At 41.5% G+C, this 20,174-nt stretch carries 18 protein-coding genes; 4 read left to right on the forward strand and 14 right to left on the reverse strand.

The window, feature by feature from the left end:
• Positions 1 to 23 precede the first annotated feature (23 nt).
• Positions 24 to 677: an HAD family hydrolase gene (locus AB5062_RS13965; RefSeq protein ID WP_032952315.1), complete on the forward strand. Its 654-nt coding sequence runs from the start codon at positions 24 to 26 to the stop codon at positions 675 to 677.
• 9 nt (positions 678 to 686) lie between these two features.
• On the opposite strand, the gene pfkA is transcribed toward AB5062_RS13965, so the two are convergent.
• Positions 687 to 1,667, reverse strand: a complete 981-nt coding sequence (gene pfkA / locus AB5062_RS13970; RefSeq protein ID WP_005845888.1) for a 6-phosphofructokinase — start codon at positions 1,665 to 1,667, stop codon at positions 687 to 689.
• Between the two features lie 260 nt (positions 1,668 to 1,927).
• Here pfkA and AB5062_RS13975 point away from each other — a divergent pair, with 260 nt between their 5' ends.
• Complete coding sequence (locus tag AB5062_RS13975; protein ID WP_007836156.1) at positions 1,928 to 2,368, forward strand: DoxX family protein; 441 nt, start codon at positions 1,928 to 1,930, stop codon at positions 2,366 to 2,368.
• A gap of 5 nt (positions 2,369 to 2,373) precedes the next feature.
• Here the strand turns inward: AB5062_RS13975 and AB5062_RS13980 are convergent, their stop codons facing one another.
• Together AB5062_RS13980 and AB5062_RS13985 are read right to left on the reverse strand one after the other, a co-directional pair.
• Positions 2,374 to 3,369 (reverse strand): DUF4435 domain-containing protein, encoded by a 996-nt coding sequence (locus AB5062_RS13980; RefSeq protein ID WP_005848961.1) that lies wholly within the window; start codon positions 3,367 to 3,369, stop codon positions 2,374 to 2,376.
• A 21-nt stretch (positions 3,370 to 3,390) separates the two neighbouring features.
• Entirely contained in the window at positions 3,391 to 4,212 is an 822-nt protein-coding gene (locus tag AB5062_RS13985) for an AAA family ATPase (protein ID WP_032945811.1), read from the reverse strand.
• Positions 4,213 to 4,293: 81 nt separating this feature from the next.
• Between AB5062_RS13985 and AB5062_RS13990 the strand changes: the two genes are divergently transcribed.
• The gene (locus AB5062_RS13990; RefSeq protein ID WP_005848963.1) at positions 4,294 to 5,220 is read left to right on the forward strand and encodes a DMT family transporter; all 927 of its coding nucleotides are present in this window, start codon (positions 4,294 to 4,296) and stop codon (positions 5,218 to 5,220) included.
• A gap of 107 nt (positions 5,221 to 5,327) precedes the next feature.
• On the opposite strand, the gene AB5062_RS13995 is transcribed toward AB5062_RS13990, so the two are convergent.
• The 7 genes from AB5062_RS13995 to AB5062_RS14025 form a co-directional block, all read right to left on the reverse strand.
• Positions 5,328 to 6,188: an SDR family NAD(P)-dependent oxidoreductase gene (locus tag AB5062_RS13995; RefSeq protein WP_005845883.1), complete on the reverse strand. Its 861-nt coding sequence runs from the start codon at positions 6,186 to 6,188 to the stop codon at positions 5,328 to 5,330.
• The gene (locus tag AB5062_RS14000; RefSeq protein WP_171030621.1) at positions 6,185 to 7,411 is read right to left on the reverse strand and encodes an NADH:flavin oxidoreductase; all 1,227 of its coding nucleotides are present in this window, start codon (positions 7,409 to 7,411) and stop codon (positions 6,185 to 6,187) included. Before AB5062_RS14000 ends, AB5062_RS13995 begins: the two co-directional genes overlap by 4 nt.
• A 59-nt stretch (positions 7,412 to 7,470) precedes the next feature.
• Positions 7,471 to 8,235 (reverse strand): DUF1295 domain-containing protein, encoded by a 765-nt coding sequence (locus tag AB5062_RS14005; protein ID WP_032945812.1) that lies wholly within the window; start codon positions 8,233 to 8,235, stop codon positions 7,471 to 7,473.
• A 404-nt stretch (positions 8,236 to 8,639) separates the two neighbouring features.
• A complete protein-coding gene (locus AB5062_RS14010) occupies positions 8,640 to 10,205 on the reverse strand; it encodes an AAA family ATPase (RefSeq protein ID WP_007836180.1) in 1,566 nt (521 codons plus the stop codon).
• Positions 10,202 to 11,062: a DNA adenine methylase gene (locus tag AB5062_RS14015; protein WP_007836183.1), complete on the reverse strand. Its 861-nt coding sequence runs from the start codon at positions 11,060 to 11,062 to the stop codon at positions 10,202 to 10,204. The genes AB5062_RS14010 and AB5062_RS14015 overlap by 4 nt, the downstream gene beginning before the upstream one ends.
• Positions 11,063 to 11,066: 4 nt before the next feature.
• Positions 11,067 to 12,455 (reverse strand): hypothetical protein, encoded by a 1,389-nt coding sequence (locus AB5062_RS14020; protein ID WP_032952316.1) that lies wholly within the window; start codon positions 12,453 to 12,455, stop codon positions 11,067 to 11,069.
• 218 nt (positions 12,456 to 12,673) lie between these two features.
• The gene (locus AB5062_RS14025) at positions 12,674 to 13,771 is read right to left on the reverse strand and encodes a site-specific integrase (RefSeq protein ID WP_032945814.1); all 1,098 of its coding nucleotides are present in this window, start codon (positions 13,769 to 13,771) and stop codon (positions 12,674 to 12,676) included.
• A gap of 399 nt (positions 13,772 to 14,170) precedes the next feature.
• On the opposite strand from AB5062_RS14025, the gene AB5062_RS14030 reads away from it, so the two are divergent.
• Entirely contained in the window at positions 14,171 to 14,632 is a 462-nt protein-coding gene (locus AB5062_RS14030) for a GNAT family N-acetyltransferase (RefSeq protein ID WP_032945815.1), read from the forward strand.
• A gap of 227 nt (positions 14,633 to 14,859) precedes the next feature.
• Here AB5062_RS14030 and AB5062_RS14035 read toward each other — a convergent pair whose 3' ends face one another.
• The 4 genes from AB5062_RS14035 to AB5062_RS14050 form a co-directional block, all read right to left on the reverse strand.
• Positions 14,860 to 15,069 (reverse strand): hypothetical protein, encoded by a 210-nt coding sequence (locus tag AB5062_RS14035; RefSeq protein ID WP_032939084.1) that lies wholly within the window; start codon positions 15,067 to 15,069, stop codon positions 14,860 to 14,862.
• 240 nt (positions 15,070 to 15,309) lie between these two features.
• The gene (locus AB5062_RS14040) at positions 15,310 to 16,653 is read right to left on the reverse strand and encodes a citrate/2-methylcitrate synthase (RefSeq protein WP_032945816.1); all 1,344 of its coding nucleotides are present in this window, start codon (positions 16,651 to 16,653) and stop codon (positions 15,310 to 15,312) included.
• Positions 16,654 to 16,665: 12 nt separating this feature from the next.
• On the reverse strand, positions 16,666 to 17,811 hold the full coding sequence (icd, locus tag AB5062_RS14045; protein ID WP_022508534.1) for an NADP-dependent isocitrate dehydrogenase: 1,146 nt from the start codon (positions 17,809 to 17,811) through the stop codon (positions 16,666 to 16,668).
• Between the two features lie 3 nt (positions 17,812 to 17,814).
• Positions 17,815 to 20,058, reverse strand: a complete 2,244-nt coding sequence (locus AB5062_RS14050) for an aconitate hydratase (RefSeq protein ID WP_032945951.1) — start codon at positions 20,056 to 20,058, stop codon at positions 17,815 to 17,817.
• Between the last annotated feature and the right edge of the window lie 116 nt (positions 20,059 to 20,174).

A 20,174-nucleotide genomic window follows, 5' to 3' on the forward strand; every position in this document is an offset into this window, starting at 1 on the left:
GCACCGATAAAAGAAGTACAAATATGAAGAAACTTGTAATATTCGACCTGGACGGCACATTACTGAACACCATTGCCGACCTGGCTGCCGCCACCAACCAAGCCTTACAATATTATGGCTATCCTACACATGAAATGGAAGCATACCGCTTTTTTGTAGGAAACGGAATCAATAAATTATTTGAGCGTGCTCTGCCTGAAAGGGAACGTACGGAAGAGAATGTATTAAAGATACGTTCACAATTCATCCCCTATTATGATGAGCACAATGCCGATTTAAGCCGCCCTTATCCCGGTATCTCCGAATTATTAAAAACACTGCAACAGCAAGGGATCATGATAGCGGTCGCCTCCAATAAATACCAGGCAGCTACCCGAAAGTTAATAGCACACTATTTTCCTGAAATAAACTTTGTGGAAGTATTGGGACAACGCGAAGGTATCCCCGCAAAACCCGATCCATCCATCATAAACGAAATCATGACAAAAGCAGGAGTCAAACAGGAAGATATACTTTATGTAGGTGATTCTAATGTAGATATGCAAACAGCGCATCATGCCGGAGTAACAGCTATAGGTGTGGCATGGGGATTCCGGCCGCGCACAGAATTGGAAGCCTTACATCCGGCACATATCATAGAAAAAGCAGAAGAATTACTTCCGCTTCTCCTTTCATGATTATTTTCATTAAATAGATAATTCATCAAGCACCTTGATAAGCGATTTATCAAGGGGCTTGTCTTTTTTAATTGCCTCAGAAAAAGGTACATATACCACCTCATCGTTATGAATGCCAATCATCACGTTGCGCTGCCCTTCCAATATGGCATCAATAGCTCCCGCCCCCAGACGGCTGGCAAGAATACGGTCATAAGCACTAGGCGAACCTCCACGTTGCAAATGCCCTAAAATGGTAACACGCACATCATATTGAGGATATTCTTTCTTGACACGCTCTGCATAATGCATGGCACCTCCGTCTTTCGGACTCTCGGAAACAATAACAATACTGCTATTCTTTGTCTTACGAAAACCGCGCCCGATAAATTTCTCCAATTGATCCACATCCGTACGATCTTCAGGAATAATCGCTGCCTCAGCACCAGAAGCAATGGCACTGTTTTGAGCCAGAAAACCGGCATCACGTCCCATCACTTCCACAAAGAATATACGGTCGTGAGAGGTTGCCGTATCACGGATTTTATCCACACATTCCACAATCGTATTTAAAGCCGTATCGTAACCTATGGTAAAGTCAGTACCATAAAGATCATTATCTATTGTACCAGGTAACCCGATACAAGGCACATCATATTCTTCCGCAAAAATCCGGGCTCCTGTAATAGAACCATTTCCACCTATAATCACCAAAGCATCAATTCCTTCTCGCTGCATAGTATCGTATGCTTTCTTGCGTCCTTCTACTGTTTGGAATTCAGCAGAACGGGCTGTCTTCAACATCGTTCCTCCACGTTGAATAACACTGCTCACATCCTGGGTGGTCAGTTCCTTCACTTCTCCATTAATCAGCCCTTCATATCCTCTATAAATACCCTTCACTTTAAATCCGTTACAAATTGCACTCCGGGTTACCGCACGGATAGCGGCATTCATGCCAGAAGCATCCCCTCCGGATGTCAGCACTCCAATACATTTAATTGTTTTCATATATTCGTATGTTAGCTTTTATCGTTACCTAAGGTACGACAAACATTATACCATATAGAACTAATATTTATTATAATTGTTCTTTTTTTATTCCTTTTGCACGAAGTCCTGACATTCGTTTCAAGAGTTTTTCTACAATAAAAAATTAATATGAGCGAATCAACCATCTCCAAAGAAACAAACAGTGAATGATTTGAACATTTCACCCTTTTGTTACGTTTATATAAATATAGTATAAACAAAAAAAATAAAAACGTATTATGTCAGTCATTTATAAATTCTTATTTCCATCCAAGCCCGATGGCACTGCTATGTCACTTCTGATATTAGCTTTACGAATCCTGTTTGGTATTTTACTCATGTCGCACGGTGTACAGAAATGGGCCAACTACGATGTCATGTCCGGCAGTTTTCCCGATCCTTTAGGAATAGGCAGCCAACTTTCACTGGTACTGGCTATTTTTGGTGAAATGGTTTGTTCGATGGCTTTCATTTTCGGATTCCTTTATCGCTTGGCAATGCTTCCGATGATCTTCACCATGTGTATCGCATTCTTTGTTGTTCATGGTTCTGATCCTTTCGCCGTTAAAGAATTAGCCTTTATTTATCTGGTAGTATTCATATTATTGTATATAGCAGGACCGGGTAAATTCTCACTAGATCATTTCATAGCCAAAGCACTTGCCTCCCATAAGAAATAACCGATTCAGATATGTTTCAAGAAACGTTCTATATCTGCTTCCAATTTTTTATAAAGAGGTGATAACTTATAGCTGGTATGTTTGCGGAGTACAATGTCTACTCCCAACTGCCGGCGCTGATAGCTGGTCAGTTCATTATGAAACTGCATATTATGCTCTGCCAGTTCTTTAATCTCCGTTTCACGTTCACGGCGTAACACATTGCAGACAGGTACTAACAATCTCATCACTACACTATCCATAATGTGATGTCCTTGAATAAACATATAGGTATTGTCCTCATTCACTCCCAATTTGGCAAATTCCCCCTTCATCGCCTCTATTTCCTCCAAGGCTTTCGGATGGCGGCGTTCCAGTTCCAATAATTTACGCCTCACCCTGCGGCTCATACTCTCTAAACTCCGTTCAAGATGATAGACACTGACCCTATCTAATTTTACATACGAACAGAAATCAAGCAAAGAGAATTCGGAAAGATTATGTTTTCTATAAAACCACACCGACCAGATGAACAACGGATAAGCTATTTGAGAATACATACGCATAAAAGCGACAAAATCCACCAATGGATGATCATTCAACGTTGCCATGACACAAACCTCATGCAATGCTTCAGCATAACACTGATAGTTTTCTATTGCATATGCATAGGTATGAAAAACATATTTGTTATTTATTATATAACGTGAGGTATGGGTAGCCCCCTGCAACAGATAATCATAATCACTATCTACACAAGCTATCATATTTTGTCCCAACCGAGGTCCCAGTTCATTCATCAGCACAGACTTCTTACCTTTAGCCAAAGTGGTTTTCGAAGGAAGCATCACTTCGAAATAACGAGTTTCATTTTCGTATTCACCTAACAAGGTACGCCAGAATGAAATATCATCATAACTCTCAACGTATGCAATAATCTTGCGTCGCGAACATTTAGGCTTCAATTTGTTGGCCGCACCAATATATAAGGAGGACAGATTCTCGGACAATCTTTTTCCCATAGTATCGTCGTTAGAAATTGTTTATTTTGTAATATCACTCACCTCGGTCACTGCATCCAGCCAGCCATCCATAATCACAGCAGGCGAATGAGTTGTCAATACAATCTGTACATTAGGATTCAATTGCCGTATCAATGAAATAAGGCGTTGCTGCCATTCCACATGCAAGGATACTTCAGGCTCATCCATAAACAAGACCCCGCGGCGATTGTCTTGTACCAGAACCGTCAGCAAAATAACCAAAATCTGCTTCTCGCCGGAAGACAGTTGATAAGGATAAAGTATATCTCCATCCTGTTCAAACAAAATCTCATTGCTTTTACGAATGATTTTCTTACCGGTCTCACCAAACAAGTCATCCATCAGATTCTGGAATTTTGTCTTGGGGTAAGACATCTCGGCGGCACGAAGCTGACCGTCAGGACCATCGGAGGTAAGGCACTCGATGATGCGGTTACCGATATTTACCTGATAATCCAGATAACGCCGTTGCAACTGATAAAGTTGCCAATCCAATTCTGTCTTAACATTCTTATCCGCCATCTTTTCGAGAAGTTCCGAATGAATCAACGGACGGTCAAAACTACGGATTACATCAAAGTGTATCTGGGTAGCATCTTCCGGAGAGAAGACAAAATGTACCCCGGGAGCCGAACCGTTACTCAACGCTCCACCTTCCAAAGCCGTCAGGCTATTCACAGATCTGTTCAGGATAGTGCTCTTGCCGATACCATTCACTCCGCTCAGAATATTGACATCCGGACGCAGTTCCCATGAGATATCTTTACGGCCCCAAAGCCGCTTTATCTCGATACGTTTTATATAATCAGCTTGCTTTTTCATTTTTGATAGATTTACTTGTAAGCAAAGATAGAAAATATAAAAAAAACCTCCTACATTTGCACTGTTATTTAAGTAAAAAGAATGGCTATTCAAAAGTACAAAGGACATTTGGCATTGCTAGGCGCTGCCATAATGTGGGGATTAATGTCCCCAATTGGTAAAACGGCGTTAGAAAACGGTATTTCAGGCCTTTCCCTCGCTACATTTCGAATGACAGGAGGTGCTATCTGTTTTTGGATAGCTTCTATTTTCGCTCCTAAAGAACAAGTAAAGCCGCACGACTTGATGATGTTGTTCTTTGCAGGGTTGTTGGGTATCGTCCTGAATCAGGGATGTTTTACTTTCGGACTATCACTGACTTCCCCCATCGATGCTTCCATTGTAACAACCACAGCCCCTATCGCCACTATGATTGTCGCTGCCATTTATCTGAAAGAACCGGTTACAGGGAAAAAAGTGATTGGCATTTTTCTAGGTTCCATCGGAGCTTTAACACTCATACTAAGCAGCCAGGGCTCAACAGATGGAAAAGGCGGAAGTATTCCGGGAGATTTGCTTTGCCTGTTGGCACAAATCAGTTTCTCATTCTATCTGGCTATTTTCAAAGGACTGATCAGCAGATACAACATATTTACTTTAATGAAATGGATGTTCACCTATGCAGCCATCTGCTTTATTCCATTTTCCTATCATGAGGTCTCGACCATACATTTTCACGAAATTTCCACTTCCACATGGGCCTGTGTAGCCTATGTCATTGTAGGTGGAACATTCCTTGCCTATATTCTGATGATGATCGGACAGAAAACATTGCGCCCTACTGTCATCAGTATGTACAACTATGTGCAGCCTATTGTAGGAACCAGTGTCTCTATCTTGTTAGGAATGGGAACCTTCGGTGTTGCCAAAGGAATAGCTGTGGCACTGGTATTCACGGGAGTTTATATTGTAACCCAAAGTAAAAGCCGTGAACAGATGCTGGCAGAACAAGCAGCCAAGAAAGAATAACCTCAACTACACTGCAATCCGAAACCAGACACTCTTCACCGACCATAAAAGCCGTATCCACTCTACTTTTGAGTAACGATACGGCTTTTATGTATTTAAAGGAATTCTCAGCCAATTGGCTCTTCCAATTTCAGTTTCTCCAAATATGCTTTCGTATCCGCCCAAAGCTGTCTTGCCTGCGGATGATTCATAAACTTATCCTTTACTTTTTTAGGCTTGCAAGAAGCAAACATCTGTCCTGTAACTTCTTTCCATCGCTCATCCAAAAGCAAACTGACAGCTGTCGCAGCTCCTTGCTTCGGAGTACGGATACAAGGACGGAACAGTATGTCGGTCAACGGATCAAACCACATATCCATACGGATGATATTGGTAGAAACAATACCGGGATCGGCAGCATTGACGGTGATTCCCTCTGCTTTCAACCTTTCAGAAAGTTCACGGGTAAAAAGCCACAAAGCCAACTTTGTATTGCTGTAAACAGGGATACGCCAAAAACTTCCTCTCTTTCCACGAACAAAAAATTCAGGAGTAATCTTCCCTATGGAATACGTACAAGAAACCATGTTCACAATCCGGGTTCCCTGCCCCATCAGAGGTAATAATTTCAAGGTCAGTAAAAAAGGGGCCACATAGTTCACGGCTACCGTATATTCCAAACCATCCTCCGTTGTAATCAAACCTCCGGAACTCATGGTTCCCGCATTGTTCATCAGTAAGTCGATATGTTTTCCACGCCCCAACAAATCTTCTGCGATATTAGTCACAGAAGCCATAGAAGAAAGGTCAACCTGTCTGACTTCTATCTCTTTATTGCCTGTTTCCAAAATCAACTGGTTCTTACGCTCCTCTCCTTTGAAAAGAGTGTAGCACAACATAATTACATGATAACCGGCCTGTGCTACCGCACGGGTTATTTCGGTTCCCATTCCTCCATCGGCACCGGTTATTATGGCTAATTTACTCATTGGTTCTCTAATTTTTCTATTTCACGTTCCAAGCAAAGGGGCAATTTCTCTTCCAAATGTTTGTGGCATGCCATATCAATAGTATACATTCTCGCAATGCAATAATTACTATGACCGCAATTGCAACGCGCCTTTTCTTCAGTGCGCAACCGATTCACAAAACCAGGTTCATTCAGCAGCGCCCTTCCCATCTGTACAAATTCAAAACCATCATCCAATACCTCATCTATCTTTTCACGAGATACCAGCCCCCCCACATATACTAACGGAATTTCCTTTATTTCTGTTCTGAATCTCAATGCATCTTCCAAAAAATAAGCCTCTTTGAAAGGTACTGTCGGAATCATCCATTTGCCTACCATACGCACCCCATATTTCAGCCACCAACAGTTCATATAATGTGTCATACTTTTTATAGGCATCGCTCCCCGCATGACATACATAGGCGCTTTGCTTACAAAACCTCCACTCAGCACCAACGCATGAGCCCCGTCCTGTACCAACCGTTTCGCTACCTGCACAGCTTCATCTATTTCCATTCCTCCTTTAAAACCGTCACGCATATTGGTTTTTACCAGAACGGCCATGTCATTACCTGCGGCACGCATCACTTCCTCCATCACCATATCCATAAAGCGCATACGATTCTCCAACGAGCCGCCGAACTCGTCTTTACGATGATTGGTGTAAGGTGAAAGAAACTGACTGATAAGATAGCCATGCCCCGCATGTATCTCCACCGCGTCAAATCCGGCCTCACGCGCCCAGTTGACCGACTGACCGTATGCCTTTGCCATCTGCGGCAGTTCCTCCTTGCGCAAGCCACGCACGAAAGTAGGCGAATAAAGATTAAAACCGGAAGAAGCTCCTACGGGTGTTACCCCACAAATACTTTTGTGCGACATATTTCCACAATGTCCCAACTGAATGCTTACGGCAGCCCCTTCTTTATGAACCGCATCGGTTATTTCCCTTAATCCCGGTATAATTTCAGGGCGCATCCACAATTGCCTGTCGAAAGAAAGGCCACTCTGTGTAACTGCTGCATAAGCAATAGTAGTCATTCCCACTCCACCTGCCGCCACCGAGCAGTGATAATCCTTCAATTGCCGGGACGGAGCATTGCCCGGACACATACTCTCAAAAGCAGCCGAACGAATCGTACGGTTACGCAAAGTCAGCGGTCCGATAGAAGCGGAAGTAAATAATTTAGAGTTCATCATTCATATGTTATGTTTCGCTTTCATCATTTCCTGAAACAGAAACGATATACTATTCAAATTCAATAAATAAAAGGAATCATTCTTTTCTTTTTTCCTACCGCATCCTTACCAAACTCTTCCCGATAACGGTTACGGATGGAATTGGCACGTGGAGCCAGATTAGCAAACGTCCACAGCACAAACACCCATGCAGCGGGCGAACAAGTGAGTACGGCAAACCCTATCCATTCCACCAACTCGCCAAAATAGTTGCCCGAAGTGACATATCGGTACATTCCCTTCTGCGGCAAATAATGGCGTGTATCGCCCGGTTTACGTAAATGGCGGATCACACTGTCGGAATGTAGATTAATGCCCATCCCTATAAAGAACAAAATAACCCCAAGCCAAAAAGAAGGAGTGCCGAGCCAGGCATCTGTATAGAGTCCTTCCGGAGCCAGATAGAACAACCATTCGCCCTGCATCAGTCCGTTCAGGACATTAAAGACCACTCCCATCAACATAATGGCAAGGGGCATCCGGCTCTTTCCTTTCATCAGGAAAGGGAAGATAAAAGAGCGCTGGAAATAATGTAATTCAAAAAGAAGAAAAAAGAGGAAAGGAGCGGCATCAAAACGCACGCTGCTGTTCCACCACAGATAAAGCATTACAAGGAATACAGGCGCTTCCATCAGTACCCAACCTAATTTATTGTTCACTGAAAGTCCCCATTTCGGGGTGTGGAACATACCATAACCGGCACGTACATAATAGAGGGCTACAAATACAATCACCGCAAGTGCGGACATTGCCAATAGCAAAAATTCAAAAGTCTGTTGTCCCATACTCGTTCCTCCCTGTATTAAATTTAGTAAGTCACTAACAAATTTAAGGGAAAAATCAGAGGAAAGCAACAATTAAGAGATTTTTTGCAAGAAAAGGATACGATTTTTATCGCAGAGAAGACTTTACTTAGAGAGGTATGTACTATTTTCTACAGGTTTTCCATTGATTTCCGACTTCCCTCCCCCGCCAATCATCAAAGTACCATCACGTTGCATTTCAGCATCAGACATATACAGGAAGCTCGTAACGCCATTAGCAAACTGGACATGCTTTTTTATTGTACCCAGACTTAGACACAGAAAAAAGAGTTAGGATAAGATACATAAAATGTACCTAGATTTTATATCAAGCAATTTCATGACTAAACTTTCGGTGTCCACACTTCATTGTGGACACCGAAAGTTTAGTCATGGATATACTGTTTAATCATATTGTCAAAATTTGTTCTAAACTCTTGTGCCTCCTCAGAAATTGAACTTAAAAAAGGATTAAGGACTTTACAACCGTTTCGCCCCCAATATTCTAATTGGCTATTAAACCATTTTTTTGCATTTTGGCGCCCCAGTTCACCTCCTGCATTTATTTGTTCCATGGAATACTCTCGGAAACAGAATTGTTTTGTGTACCCATCTGCAATCTTAGACCATAATGGGTCTACATCAGATAGATTATACAAATAAGAGGCCAATAGTCTTTCTGGAGACTTATTTCCCGGTAAAATCAAAATGTTATCTGCATTGTTGATTTTCCTGAGATCATTTTTATTCATTCTAACATCCCCATCTAATATAACAATAGAATATGGATATATAAAAGCAGGCACTCTTTTGGTTACAAGTTCCATTAATGTTGAACATGGTAATGTTACATCCACAAAATCCAACACAAAAGCCTTGCTCTTTAAAATAGCTTTTACAAATAAGATATTTTCCTTGTCTTCCGTATATGCTGTAATTCTATTTTTCTTGCGATTATTTCCTTCTGCAACAACATTTAAATCCAATTGAATGCCTTTGAAGTTCACGCCCTGTTTAATTGCAATCTTATCATCAACCTTCTTAAGGTAAAGGATCTTTGCTTGATTGGCTGTTTCTTCTTTTTTAGTTACTTCTTGAACTAAATCATCCATTGCCTTAAGAAGAGACATTGAATGAGTTGTAAATAAAATTTGCAAATTCAACTTAGATGCATATTTGCGCAAAACCTTTAACAACTCTACTTGGGATGCGGGATACATTGTTGCATCCATCTCATCAATGGCCAAAATACCGCCTTTGTATTGTCGGGGATATTTGTCATGTAATCTTTTAAAAGAAAATAACGCCAAGATAATTTTACCTAAATTATCTTGCCCCATAGAGTTTTGATTCCAATCGTATAGTTCTGTAGATACACCTATAGATTGCTTGTTTTTTGATGTGATTGTTGTTGCGGAAGAAATGGGAGTTTGTGCTATTAGAATTTTATTATGCAATTGCTTAAACTCATTTAGTTCTTCTTGCGTTAATAATGTATCATCTGTAATGATTTTAGCTTCCTCTGCCACTGGAACTAATCGCTTTAGACTTAAAAAGATTGTGGGGAAGGAAATGTATCCATCTCCTTCTTGCCTAGCTCCTTTTTTCCAAAAACGGACATTAGGATCTCCTGTTCGTTTGATACTTTCAACAGTAAAATCATCCATTCCTGCATCAAAGGAAATAGTCCATTCATGACCTTTTGGTTTATCAAAAGTAGGTGATAACCTAAACTTATCTTTGAATGCGGAAATATAACTACCACCACACAAGGGCTTTTCAACTCTCATAGAATCTTCTGTCTTAAGAGTGAAAGTTTGTGTTATAATACCAAGTAATGTTGACTTTTGAGTTCCGTTTTGCCCTGCAATTGCTGTTAACAAAGAGCCTACTTCAAAATCTTCATTTTGAAATCCTCGAAATCTTTCGATATGAATGTGCGTTATTTTCACTTTGTAGAATGGTTAAATAGTTTGTGTTTGGGGATAACTATGCCATCGCAAAATACCATTATCTCTTTACCTTTCCCGGAATTACTCGCACTATAATTCAATTCAAAACATTGCTGTCTATATTTTGAATATAGGCTGGTTATGAATGGTACATTATCATAAGAGACAATCCACTTACAATTTGCAATCTCACTTATAGTGTTAGCTATATTTTGATGATCTGTATCATTATAGTAATTCAGATAAAGTCCTTTACCTTTTACATAGTATGGTGGGTCTAAATAAAATAACGTATTATACGGTAATTCATTTTTTAACCGTTGTACTAAAGAAACAGCATCTTCATTTGTTAAATGGATTCTATCTGCATAATCTGCTATACGTTGAATCCTTTTTATCAAATCTTCTTTGTTGAATCTTGCATCAATCTTATAATTTCCAGTTTGGTCATAACCGCCAATGACTCCTGCTTTCAAGATTCCTGAGCGATTAGTCCTATTCAAGAAGAATGTAGAAAAGCCTAATTCTAACAAGTCAGAATTCTCTTTATTGGATTGAATTTCTTTTTGTTTAAACCAAGTTTCAACATTTAAAGGAGTATCCTTTATCATCTTGCAGAGAGCATCCACGTTATTTAAGGCACTATACCAAAAGGCATAAATAGATATATCCTTATCATTTATATGTATGTCGCTGACATATTCATTAAAGAGCAAAGATAATGCAACGGAACCACCTCCAACATATGGTTCAACATAAGTGCCATCGAGCAATGCGTTTTCTTTGATTAAGCATTGTACGAAATCAGCAACTTTAGCCTTACCGCCAGGGTATCTTAAAGGTGATAGAAATTCCATAATATTATTCTTTATTTTTTATTGATTCCCACAATTGGATAAAAAAACTTTCTATGTTGTCCCATCCAGTAATCAAATTATCTGCTTTAGGGTAGAAAAACTCGTTATGAACATATGCATTCAATGATTCGATTGAAAGAACTGAATTTTTATCATTTATTTCAGACCTTATGCCCTTTGATAAGTCATTACTCATTGTTCCTAATTGGGTCATATGATTTAAGACTTTACCAACTTTCCCTTGCAAACTTTCACCAGAAGAACAAGCTGTAATAGCATTGTTTCTTACTAAATCAAATTTCTCCAAATAGGCATCAACAGATAGTTCTAAAAATACTCTTAAAAGGACTGAAGATGCATTGGGGCATGTCTTGACCTGAACATGTTTTAGCTCCTCGAAAATTTTATTAATTTTCGGGTTACTGATATGTAAATTCAAAGACTTGGGCACTAAAGCTCCTCTGTTTCTTGTTTTCCTGTTTTTATCCCCTTTTATTTCTTGTTTCTCGCTATTTCTTGATGCTTGTTCTTTATTGTTTTCAATATCTTGAACACTCCATTGTTCAGATGCTTCATTAGACAAATCTGGCTTTTGACTCTTGTCAAAATTATCAATATATTGCTTTCTTTTTTCTCTGTTATAGATATCAGAAACTTTGAATTCCGGATTCAGAATGTCTGTAACAACTTTTAAAAGCCCCTTAATGACTTCGGACACTTTAACCTTTGAAACTAAAATTCCATTGTTAATTTCCAAGCCAAGGTGTTCTCTAACATATGGATCCGACATCAAACGTTGCAAGTTGGTAATGTTTAATTTAGATAATGAATCCTTAATCGTATCAGAAACCTCTTCTTGTGATTTCAGCAAAGTGATAATTTGCAATGGAATTGATGATTTTCCTTCTGTCTTCTCCTCGAATCTTTGCTTTTGTTGAGCGTTCCAAGTGACAGTTCCGATACCATTAAGTTCTCCAGAGTGTTTACGTTTTATCCATATATCAGCTTCAGTAGGGGTTTCAAAAACAGCACAAGCAATATTCTTCAATTCAGAAATAGCATTAGGTTTTTCTTTTTGTAATTTCTGAAATTTCTTCCTTAAAGGAGAGTATTTGTCATCTATTAGTGTCGGATTATTTAATAGTTTTAATGACGTTATTCGCCTATTTCCTTCAAGTACAACATACTTATTGCTGTCTTCGTTGGGTGTTACAATAATCAAATCGACGGGGCTAAGACCATTGGTTACAATATCGTCCACAAGAGAATATAATTTATCCCCTTGATCCTCTATCATCTTATCTATTGCTTCTTTTTGTGATGATAAAGGCTCAAATCTATAATTTTCCGTATTGACAAATAGTGATGTCAATTTTATCGTTCTTATAACCATGGCAAAACCAATACTTGTTAGTTTGCAAAGTTACTCATTTTTAGTGAAGTTAGCAGTATTTGAACAATAAAAATGCACAGGAATCTGCGATTTTGCAGGATGAAGTTTATTGTAAATCAATTCTAATCACTATCTTTGCATTGCAAAAAGGCGTTCTTTTGATTTAATGCAAGACGAGGTAAAATACAGAACTTCACTCGTTTCCAAATCGTTACCTATCAAGAAACTAATCTTTGCAATCTATTCAAATTCAGCGACAAAGGCAATTCAATATGCCTGCTTTGATGCCACGTGACGTTCTTTTCGATACCGCACTTCTTCGCTATTGCTTTGATGCCGTTCTTGCAGTTGGCGTAACAGGGAACTGGCAGCAGTTTGTCCCTTTCGGCCATGCCGTCGTATTTCTCGATGATGTGTCTGGCAACGTCCAACAACCGGATATTCGTTTCGACGCCTGTTTTCTGGCAGTTCGTGTCGATCCACAGATGCCCGTCGAACGAGGTGCGCAGGTTGGCTTTCGTCAGGTTCGCCATATCCGTCCAGCTCAAACCCGTAAAGGTGCAGAAGATGAACAGATCGCGGATCAGCTCGTAGCTTTTCTTTTTGAATGTGCCGTTGATCAGGAGTGTGATTTCCTCTTGGGTCAGAAAACCCCGTTTGGTCTCCTCCTTCGTGATGCTGTACGCGAAGAACGGGTCGCGCTGCAACAAACCGTTATTGACGGCCATATAGATTATTTTCCGGAACGGCATCATATAAGACCAGACCGTGTTGTTGCAGTGATTCTTTTCTACCCGCAGGAACAACTCGAAGTCCGTGATAAATGCCGGAGTAAGCTCTTTGAACGCGATGTCGCTGACCTTATACCGCTTTTCGACGAACTCCGAGAGGTGTTTGTACATGGTGCAGTATTTCCAATAGCTGCGCGGGCTTTTGAGCTTGCCCACCTGCTTCCCGTAATCCTCGTTGTGCTGACGGAATACCGCCAGTAGTGTTTCATGGTTCATCCCCAAACCGAGATAGGCGTTGCGCACTTTCTCGGCGGTAACATAATTATCCCGGTCGGCGATCTTCTGGTAGGCTTGGTTGATACCTACACGGATTTTATCCAGCATACGGTTGGTCTCCTGTGCAGCGATGCTGCGGCCGGAGACACGGCCTAACTCCACGTTCCACGACTTCTCCTCCACGTCCAGCTTGCAACTGAACTGGGCTATTTTGCCGTTTATCGTGATACGGCACATGACGGGAATAAGCCCGTCCTTTTTCGGGGCATTGCATTTCAGATAAAACAAAACTTTGAATGTCGATCTCATAACTCTACGATTTTTAATGAAACAAAATTATTACTTGTAGAGCTGTTCGACGAAATGCAGACCGCAGCGAATCAGTGCAATCGAGGCGGAAAACAGACTTTTTTCACGGCAGCAAGCCCAAAATCCGAAAATCCGACCGTTTTTACAGTCGAAGATTCCCGAATCGTGCCTGTAATTCAGCGTTTTGAAATCCTCCCAAAACCGCCTTTACCATTCGGAACAGAGTAACGGGATGGTAACGCAACTCCGGTTTCAATTGGCTTTGAGAAGGGTTTCGCTTGGGTTCATCTTTGCAGTCAAATTCTCGCTAAAACCTTTATTTTCAACCTTCTTGAACCTATCCGCTCTAACTCTCGTTTTTATCACTATCTTTACCAATAAATTTCAAACGAAAGTTCTATGACACAAGATAATTCAATTGTAATTAGAGAATATTTGACGACAGATAAAGAAGTTGTAATGAATTTAATTAAATTAAACACACCCAACTTCTTTGCAAAAGAGGAGGTTAATGATTTGAGCAATTATTTGGATAAAGGAATAGAGCTCTATTATGTCTTGCTCGTTGACGGGAAAGTGGTTGGATGCGGCGGGATAAATTTCGCAGAAAAAAGAACCATTGGAAAAATAAGTTGGGATATTATGCATCCCGACTATCAAGGCAAATCTTTAGGTAAAAAGCTTTTAAGATACAGAATTGAGGTTTTAAAGGCTATTCCCAGTATCAAAAAAATAACAGTCCGAACCTCGCAATTAGCATATAAATTCTATGAAAAGCAAGGATTCACACTGAATGAAATCAAACGCAATTATTGGGCTGACGGTTTTGATATGTATAGTATGCAATATAATGAATTATAATTGTAAAATATTCAATAGTAACGTATCATCCCACACGTTATTAACCTTCCGGCATACACGTTACTAACCTTTCAAACGTCTTGTTCTTTTTTTTAAAGGCTTTGTTCTTTTCAGAAAAGAACAAGACGTTTTCATTGAAAGAACAAGAGCTTTTTAAAATTTGACCTGTTGTTTTTTCCCATAACGGTATCTACATGCCGAAACGCCTTATTTTTACTTCAGATCTTTCAGCCATTCCGCAAACGCCCTGCCCGTCGGCATTCCGGCTGAAGGATATGCATTGTGAAATGTTTCAGCCGGAAAATATCCTTCAGAAAAACCAATTCCCTAAGAACTGGAAAGACACCGGTCTGGCTGAAGGATTCCAATCCCGGCTGAAGGATTCCCGAACCCAATTCTTCAGCCGAAAAGCCGACGGGCAGGGCATTTGCGAGCATGCTGAAAGATTTGAAGGATTTTTCAAGGTACTCTATATAGAGTATTATGAACGACCATATCTCACTGAAAAAAGTAAAATATCTTCGTGGAACATGTACGTGGTGTTACTTTGCTCGGAAACATATCTTACTTTGTCCACGAAGATATCTCACTTTTCTTTACAACAATACAGACCTCATTGCCGCCAAGCTAAAACAATAATACCAAAGCTTATCGCCAACCGAGGTGCCTCTAAACCGTTATCTCTGTTTCAAAGGCACATATTCCAGTTCTTCCAACACATTCTTGTATGCCGGACGAATAATGCGTTTTCCTTCAAAATTCAGCTCCTCATTGCGGTGTGCGCACCACCCCACGATACGAGCCATCGCAAACAAAGGTGTAAATATTTCCTGTGGCAGACCAATCATTTCATATACGAAACCTGAATAGAAATCGATATTGCTGGACACCGTCTTGCCGTTATTCTTAATCTTTCCGAACATAGCAATGGCACGTTCCTCCAACAATTCCAGGAAGGCAAATTCTTCTTCCTTACCTTTTTCTTTTGCCAAATCACGAGCCAATTCTTTCAACAAAATAGCACGAGGATCGGATATCGTATAGACCGCATGGCCGATACCATAAATCAGACCGGACTTATCATACGCTTCCTTATTCAACATACGGGTAAAGTAAGTATCAATTTCGTCCACATTGGTCCAATCCTTGATATTTTCCTGCAAATGATGGAACATATCCGCCACTTGGATATTTGCCCCTCCATGAAGCGGACCTTTCAACGAGCCGATACCTGCGGCTATGGCCGAATAAGTATCCGTACGGCTGGACGAAACTACACGGACGGTAAAAGTAGAGTTATTACCACCTCCGTGTTCAGCCTGAAGTACCAACAGCAAATCAAGCGTGCGCGCATCAAGTTCCGTATAATCCTTTTTTAACATATACAGGAAGTTTTCTGCGATAGACAGTTTTTCACGCGGATGACGGATATGCAACGAACGACCATACGTGGCATGGCGCAACATGTTATAAGCGTATGCAATAATGGTCGGGAACTTGGATATCAAGTCAATACTCTGACGCATCAGGTTATCACGCGAAGTATCATCCGCCTGCGGGTCAAAACGGTACATTTCAAGCACGCTACGGGCCAGAATGTTCATAATGTTATTTCCCTCCAGCTCAATGATATTCATTTTGGTCTTCTGTTCCAACGGAGTATTGTCATTAATCAACTCACAGAAAGAAGCCAACTCTTCCTTGTCAGGCAAATGACCGGACAATAACAGATAAGCCACCTCCTCAAAACCAAAACGTTTCTCCTTAATGATACTATGTGCCAAATCTTCCAAATCATACCCACGATAGAAAAGTTTGCCGGGAATCGGCTTCAATCCTCTGCCGGGAATACGTTCATACCCTACTACATTGCCTATCTTGGTCAACCCTACCAAAACACCGGTGCCATCTTCGTTACGCAATCCGCGCTTTACATCAAACTTCTTGAACAATTCGTTCTCAATCCGGGTCGCATTCTTCATTTCCTCGGAGAGTTTGTAAATGATATATTCTTTCTTCATATCCGTGAGTTTTTAGGAGTTTATTCTTTCTATTATTTCTTTTGTAAATGCCGACGTGCCAAGCGAGACACCTCCGGGCATAAAACGAGCAAGGTCATGTGTGGCACGTCCCTCGCCAAAACTGGATTCCAAGGCATTCACTATCAGCTCCGCCGCCTTATTCCAGCCAAAATGTTCCAACATCATGACAGCCGAGAGGATTAATGAACAAGGATTCACCACATCCTTTCCGGCAATATTGGGAGCCGTACCGTGAGTTGCTTCAAAAATGGCATGACCGGTATTGTAATTGATGTTCGCTCCGGGAGCAATTCCGATACCGCCTACCATGGCAGCCAACTGATCCGAGATGTAATCTCCGTTCAAATTCAAGGTAGCCACCACCGAATATTCTTCGGGAATCAATAACGTATTCTGCAAGAATGCATCGGCTATGCAGTCTTTTATCACCAACTTGCCTGACGCAATGGCATCTCCGAATTCACGTTCCGCCAGTTCATATCCCCATTTCTTGAAGCCGCCTTCAGTAAACTTCATGATATTTCCTTTATGCACCAACGTCACTGACGGCAAGCCATGCTCCAAAGCATATTTACATGCCGCACGTACCAGACGTTCCGTTCCTTCTTTGGACACCGGTTTCACGCCAAACGAAGAACTTTCGGGAAAGCGCACTTTAGCCACTCCCATTTCATCATGCAAAAAACGATAAAACTTCTCAGCTTCCGGCGTACCTGCTTCCCATTCTATACCTGCATAAATATCTTCCGTATTTTCGCGGAAAATATGCATATCCACCTTCTGAGGCTCTTTCACCGGAGATACCACTCCGCTGAACCAACGTACGGGGCGCAGACACACATACAGATCCAGCGTCTGGCGCAAAGCCACATTCAAGGAACGGATACCACCTCCTACCGGAGTAGTCAACGGACCTTTTATGCCCACACCATATTTCTTGAAAGCCTCCATCGTCTCATCCGGCAACCAGGAACCTGTTTCGTTGAAAGCACGTTCACCTGCCAGCACTTCTATCCATTCTATTTCGTGTTCGCTGCCGTATGCCTTTTTCACGGCTGCATTCACTATGGCTTGCATGGAGGGAGTGATTTCTACTCCCACTCCGTCTCCTGTAATATAAGGTACTGTCTTTTTCATCTTTTATCTTGCATTTAGAGCAGAGCCGGCACGGAACCAACCTATCTGCTGTTCATTATAAGTATGCTGTACTTCAAAACGATCCTGAGTGCCATCTTCATGGTGTAAAGTCACAGTCAGATTTCTTCCGGGAGCAAAGTCCGCCAATCCGCTGACGGTAATCAAATCATGTTCTTGAATCTTGTCATAGTCCGCTTTGTCTATAAAAGTCACCGCCAGCATTCCCTGCTTCTTCAGATTCGTTTCATGGATGCGGGCAAAACTCTTCGCCAAAATAACCTTTACATTCAGAAAACGAGGCTCCATAGCAGCATGTTCACGACTGGAACCTTCTCCATAATTTTCCTCCGCAACTACCATAGACCCGATGCCTTGCGCTTTATACTGCTTAGCCGCGCCCGATACACTCTCATAGGTATTTGTCAATCGGTTCCACACCTTGTTCGTTTCACCATTGAAAGCATTCACCGCCCCCATCAGCATATTATCCGAAATATTTTCCAGATGACCACGGAAACGCAGCCACGGGCCTGCCATCGAAATATGGTCTGTGGTACATTTACCTTGAGCCTTAATCAGTAAAGGCATATCCGTAAAATCCTTTCCATCCCATGCCGGAAACGGAGCCAATAACTGCAAACGCTGTGAGTCAGGATTCACCTTAATTTCTACCTGTGCACCGGCAGGAGCCAAATAACCGGGATTACCTTGAGTGAAACCTGCCGACGGCAATTCATCTCCCTCGGGAACGCTCAATTTCACCTTCTCGCCTTCTTGATTTATCAACGTATCTTTCAACGGATTGAAACATAAATCACCGGCAATAGTCAGAGCCAATACCAATTCAGGAGAAGCCACAAATGCATGTGTATTCGGATTACCATCGGCACGTTTGGCAAAATTACGGTTGAAAGAAGTGACAATCGAGTTCTTGCGGACAGGATCATCGGTATGGCGTTTCCACTGTCCGATGCACGGACCGCAAGCATTCGCCATAATAGTAGCCCCAATCTTTTGGAAAGCATCAATCATCCCGTCACGCTCGGCGGTAGCTCGAATCTGTTCAGAACCCGGATTGACAATCAAAGGAGCAGCCACAGCCAAATGTTTTTCAGCTACCTGACGGGCAATGGAAGCAGCCCGACTTAAATCCTGATAAGAGGAATTGGTACATGAACCTATCAGCCCGACTTCCATCTTACGCGGATAACCATTAACCAATACCTTTTCGGCAAACTCTGAAATAGGTGTTGCGGCATCCGGTGTAAACGGCCCGTTGATATAAGGTTCCAACTCGGACAAATTAATTTCAATCACACGGTCGTAAAAAGCAGAAGGATTGGCAACAACCTCAGCATCGGCACGTAAATCATTTGCCACTTTTCCGGCCATCTCTGCTACAGACTCTCTTCCGGTAGCTTTCAGATACACAGCCATCCGATCGTCATAGGGGAACAAGGATGTAGTAGCCCCCACCTCTGCACCCATATTGCAGATAGTAGCCTTACCGGTTGCCGAAAGTGAAGCTGTCCCTTCTCCAAAATATTCTATAATGGCATTCGTTCCACCTTTCACGGTCAGAATACCGGCCAATTTCAGAATCACATCCTTTGGCGAAGCCCATCCATTCAAGCTTCCGGTCAAATGAACTCCAATCAGTTTCGGCATCTTTAACTCCCATTCCATACCGGTCATTACATCCACAGCATCGGCACCACCGACTCCGATTGCCACCATTCCCAATCCTCCGGCATTGGGGGTATGAGAATCCGTCCCCACCATCATTCCCCCGGGAAAAGCATAGTTTTCGAGTACCACCTGATGAATGATTCCTGCTCCCGGTTTCCAAAACCCGATACCGAAACGCGAAGAAACATCTCGTAAGAAATCGTATACCTCACGGTTGGTTTCCGTAGCCGTTGCAATATCCGGGCCCGCTCCTTTATATGCCTGAATCAAATGGTCACAATGCACAGTAGAAGGTACGGCAGCGGAATCCTTTCCTGCATTGATAAATTGCAACAATGCCATTTGCGCCGTCGCGTCTTGCATAGCCACGCGGTCGGGACGGAAATTCACATAGTCCTCGCCACGTTCATAATTCTTCAGTTGAGCATCATCATAAAGATGTGTATACAGAATTTTCTCAGCCAATGTCAGCGGACGCTGCAACACGGCTCTTACCCGACCTATCTTCTTTTCGAAAGAAGCATAAAAGGCCTTTAACATGTCCAAGTCATATACCATACCTTTTACCATTTATAATTATTACAGTTTTAAATCTATTTTATTTTTGGCAATATAGGAATAATATTTGAATTCTTGTGTAATCTATAATACGTTTAACAAAATAAAACATAAAG

Source organism: Phocaeicola sp. RTP21359st1_B8_RTP21360_211022, from assembly GCF_040911965.1.
Classification (GTDB): Bacteria; Bacteroidota; Bacteroidia; order Bacteroidales; family Bacteroidaceae; genus Phocaeicola; species Phocaeicola vulgatus.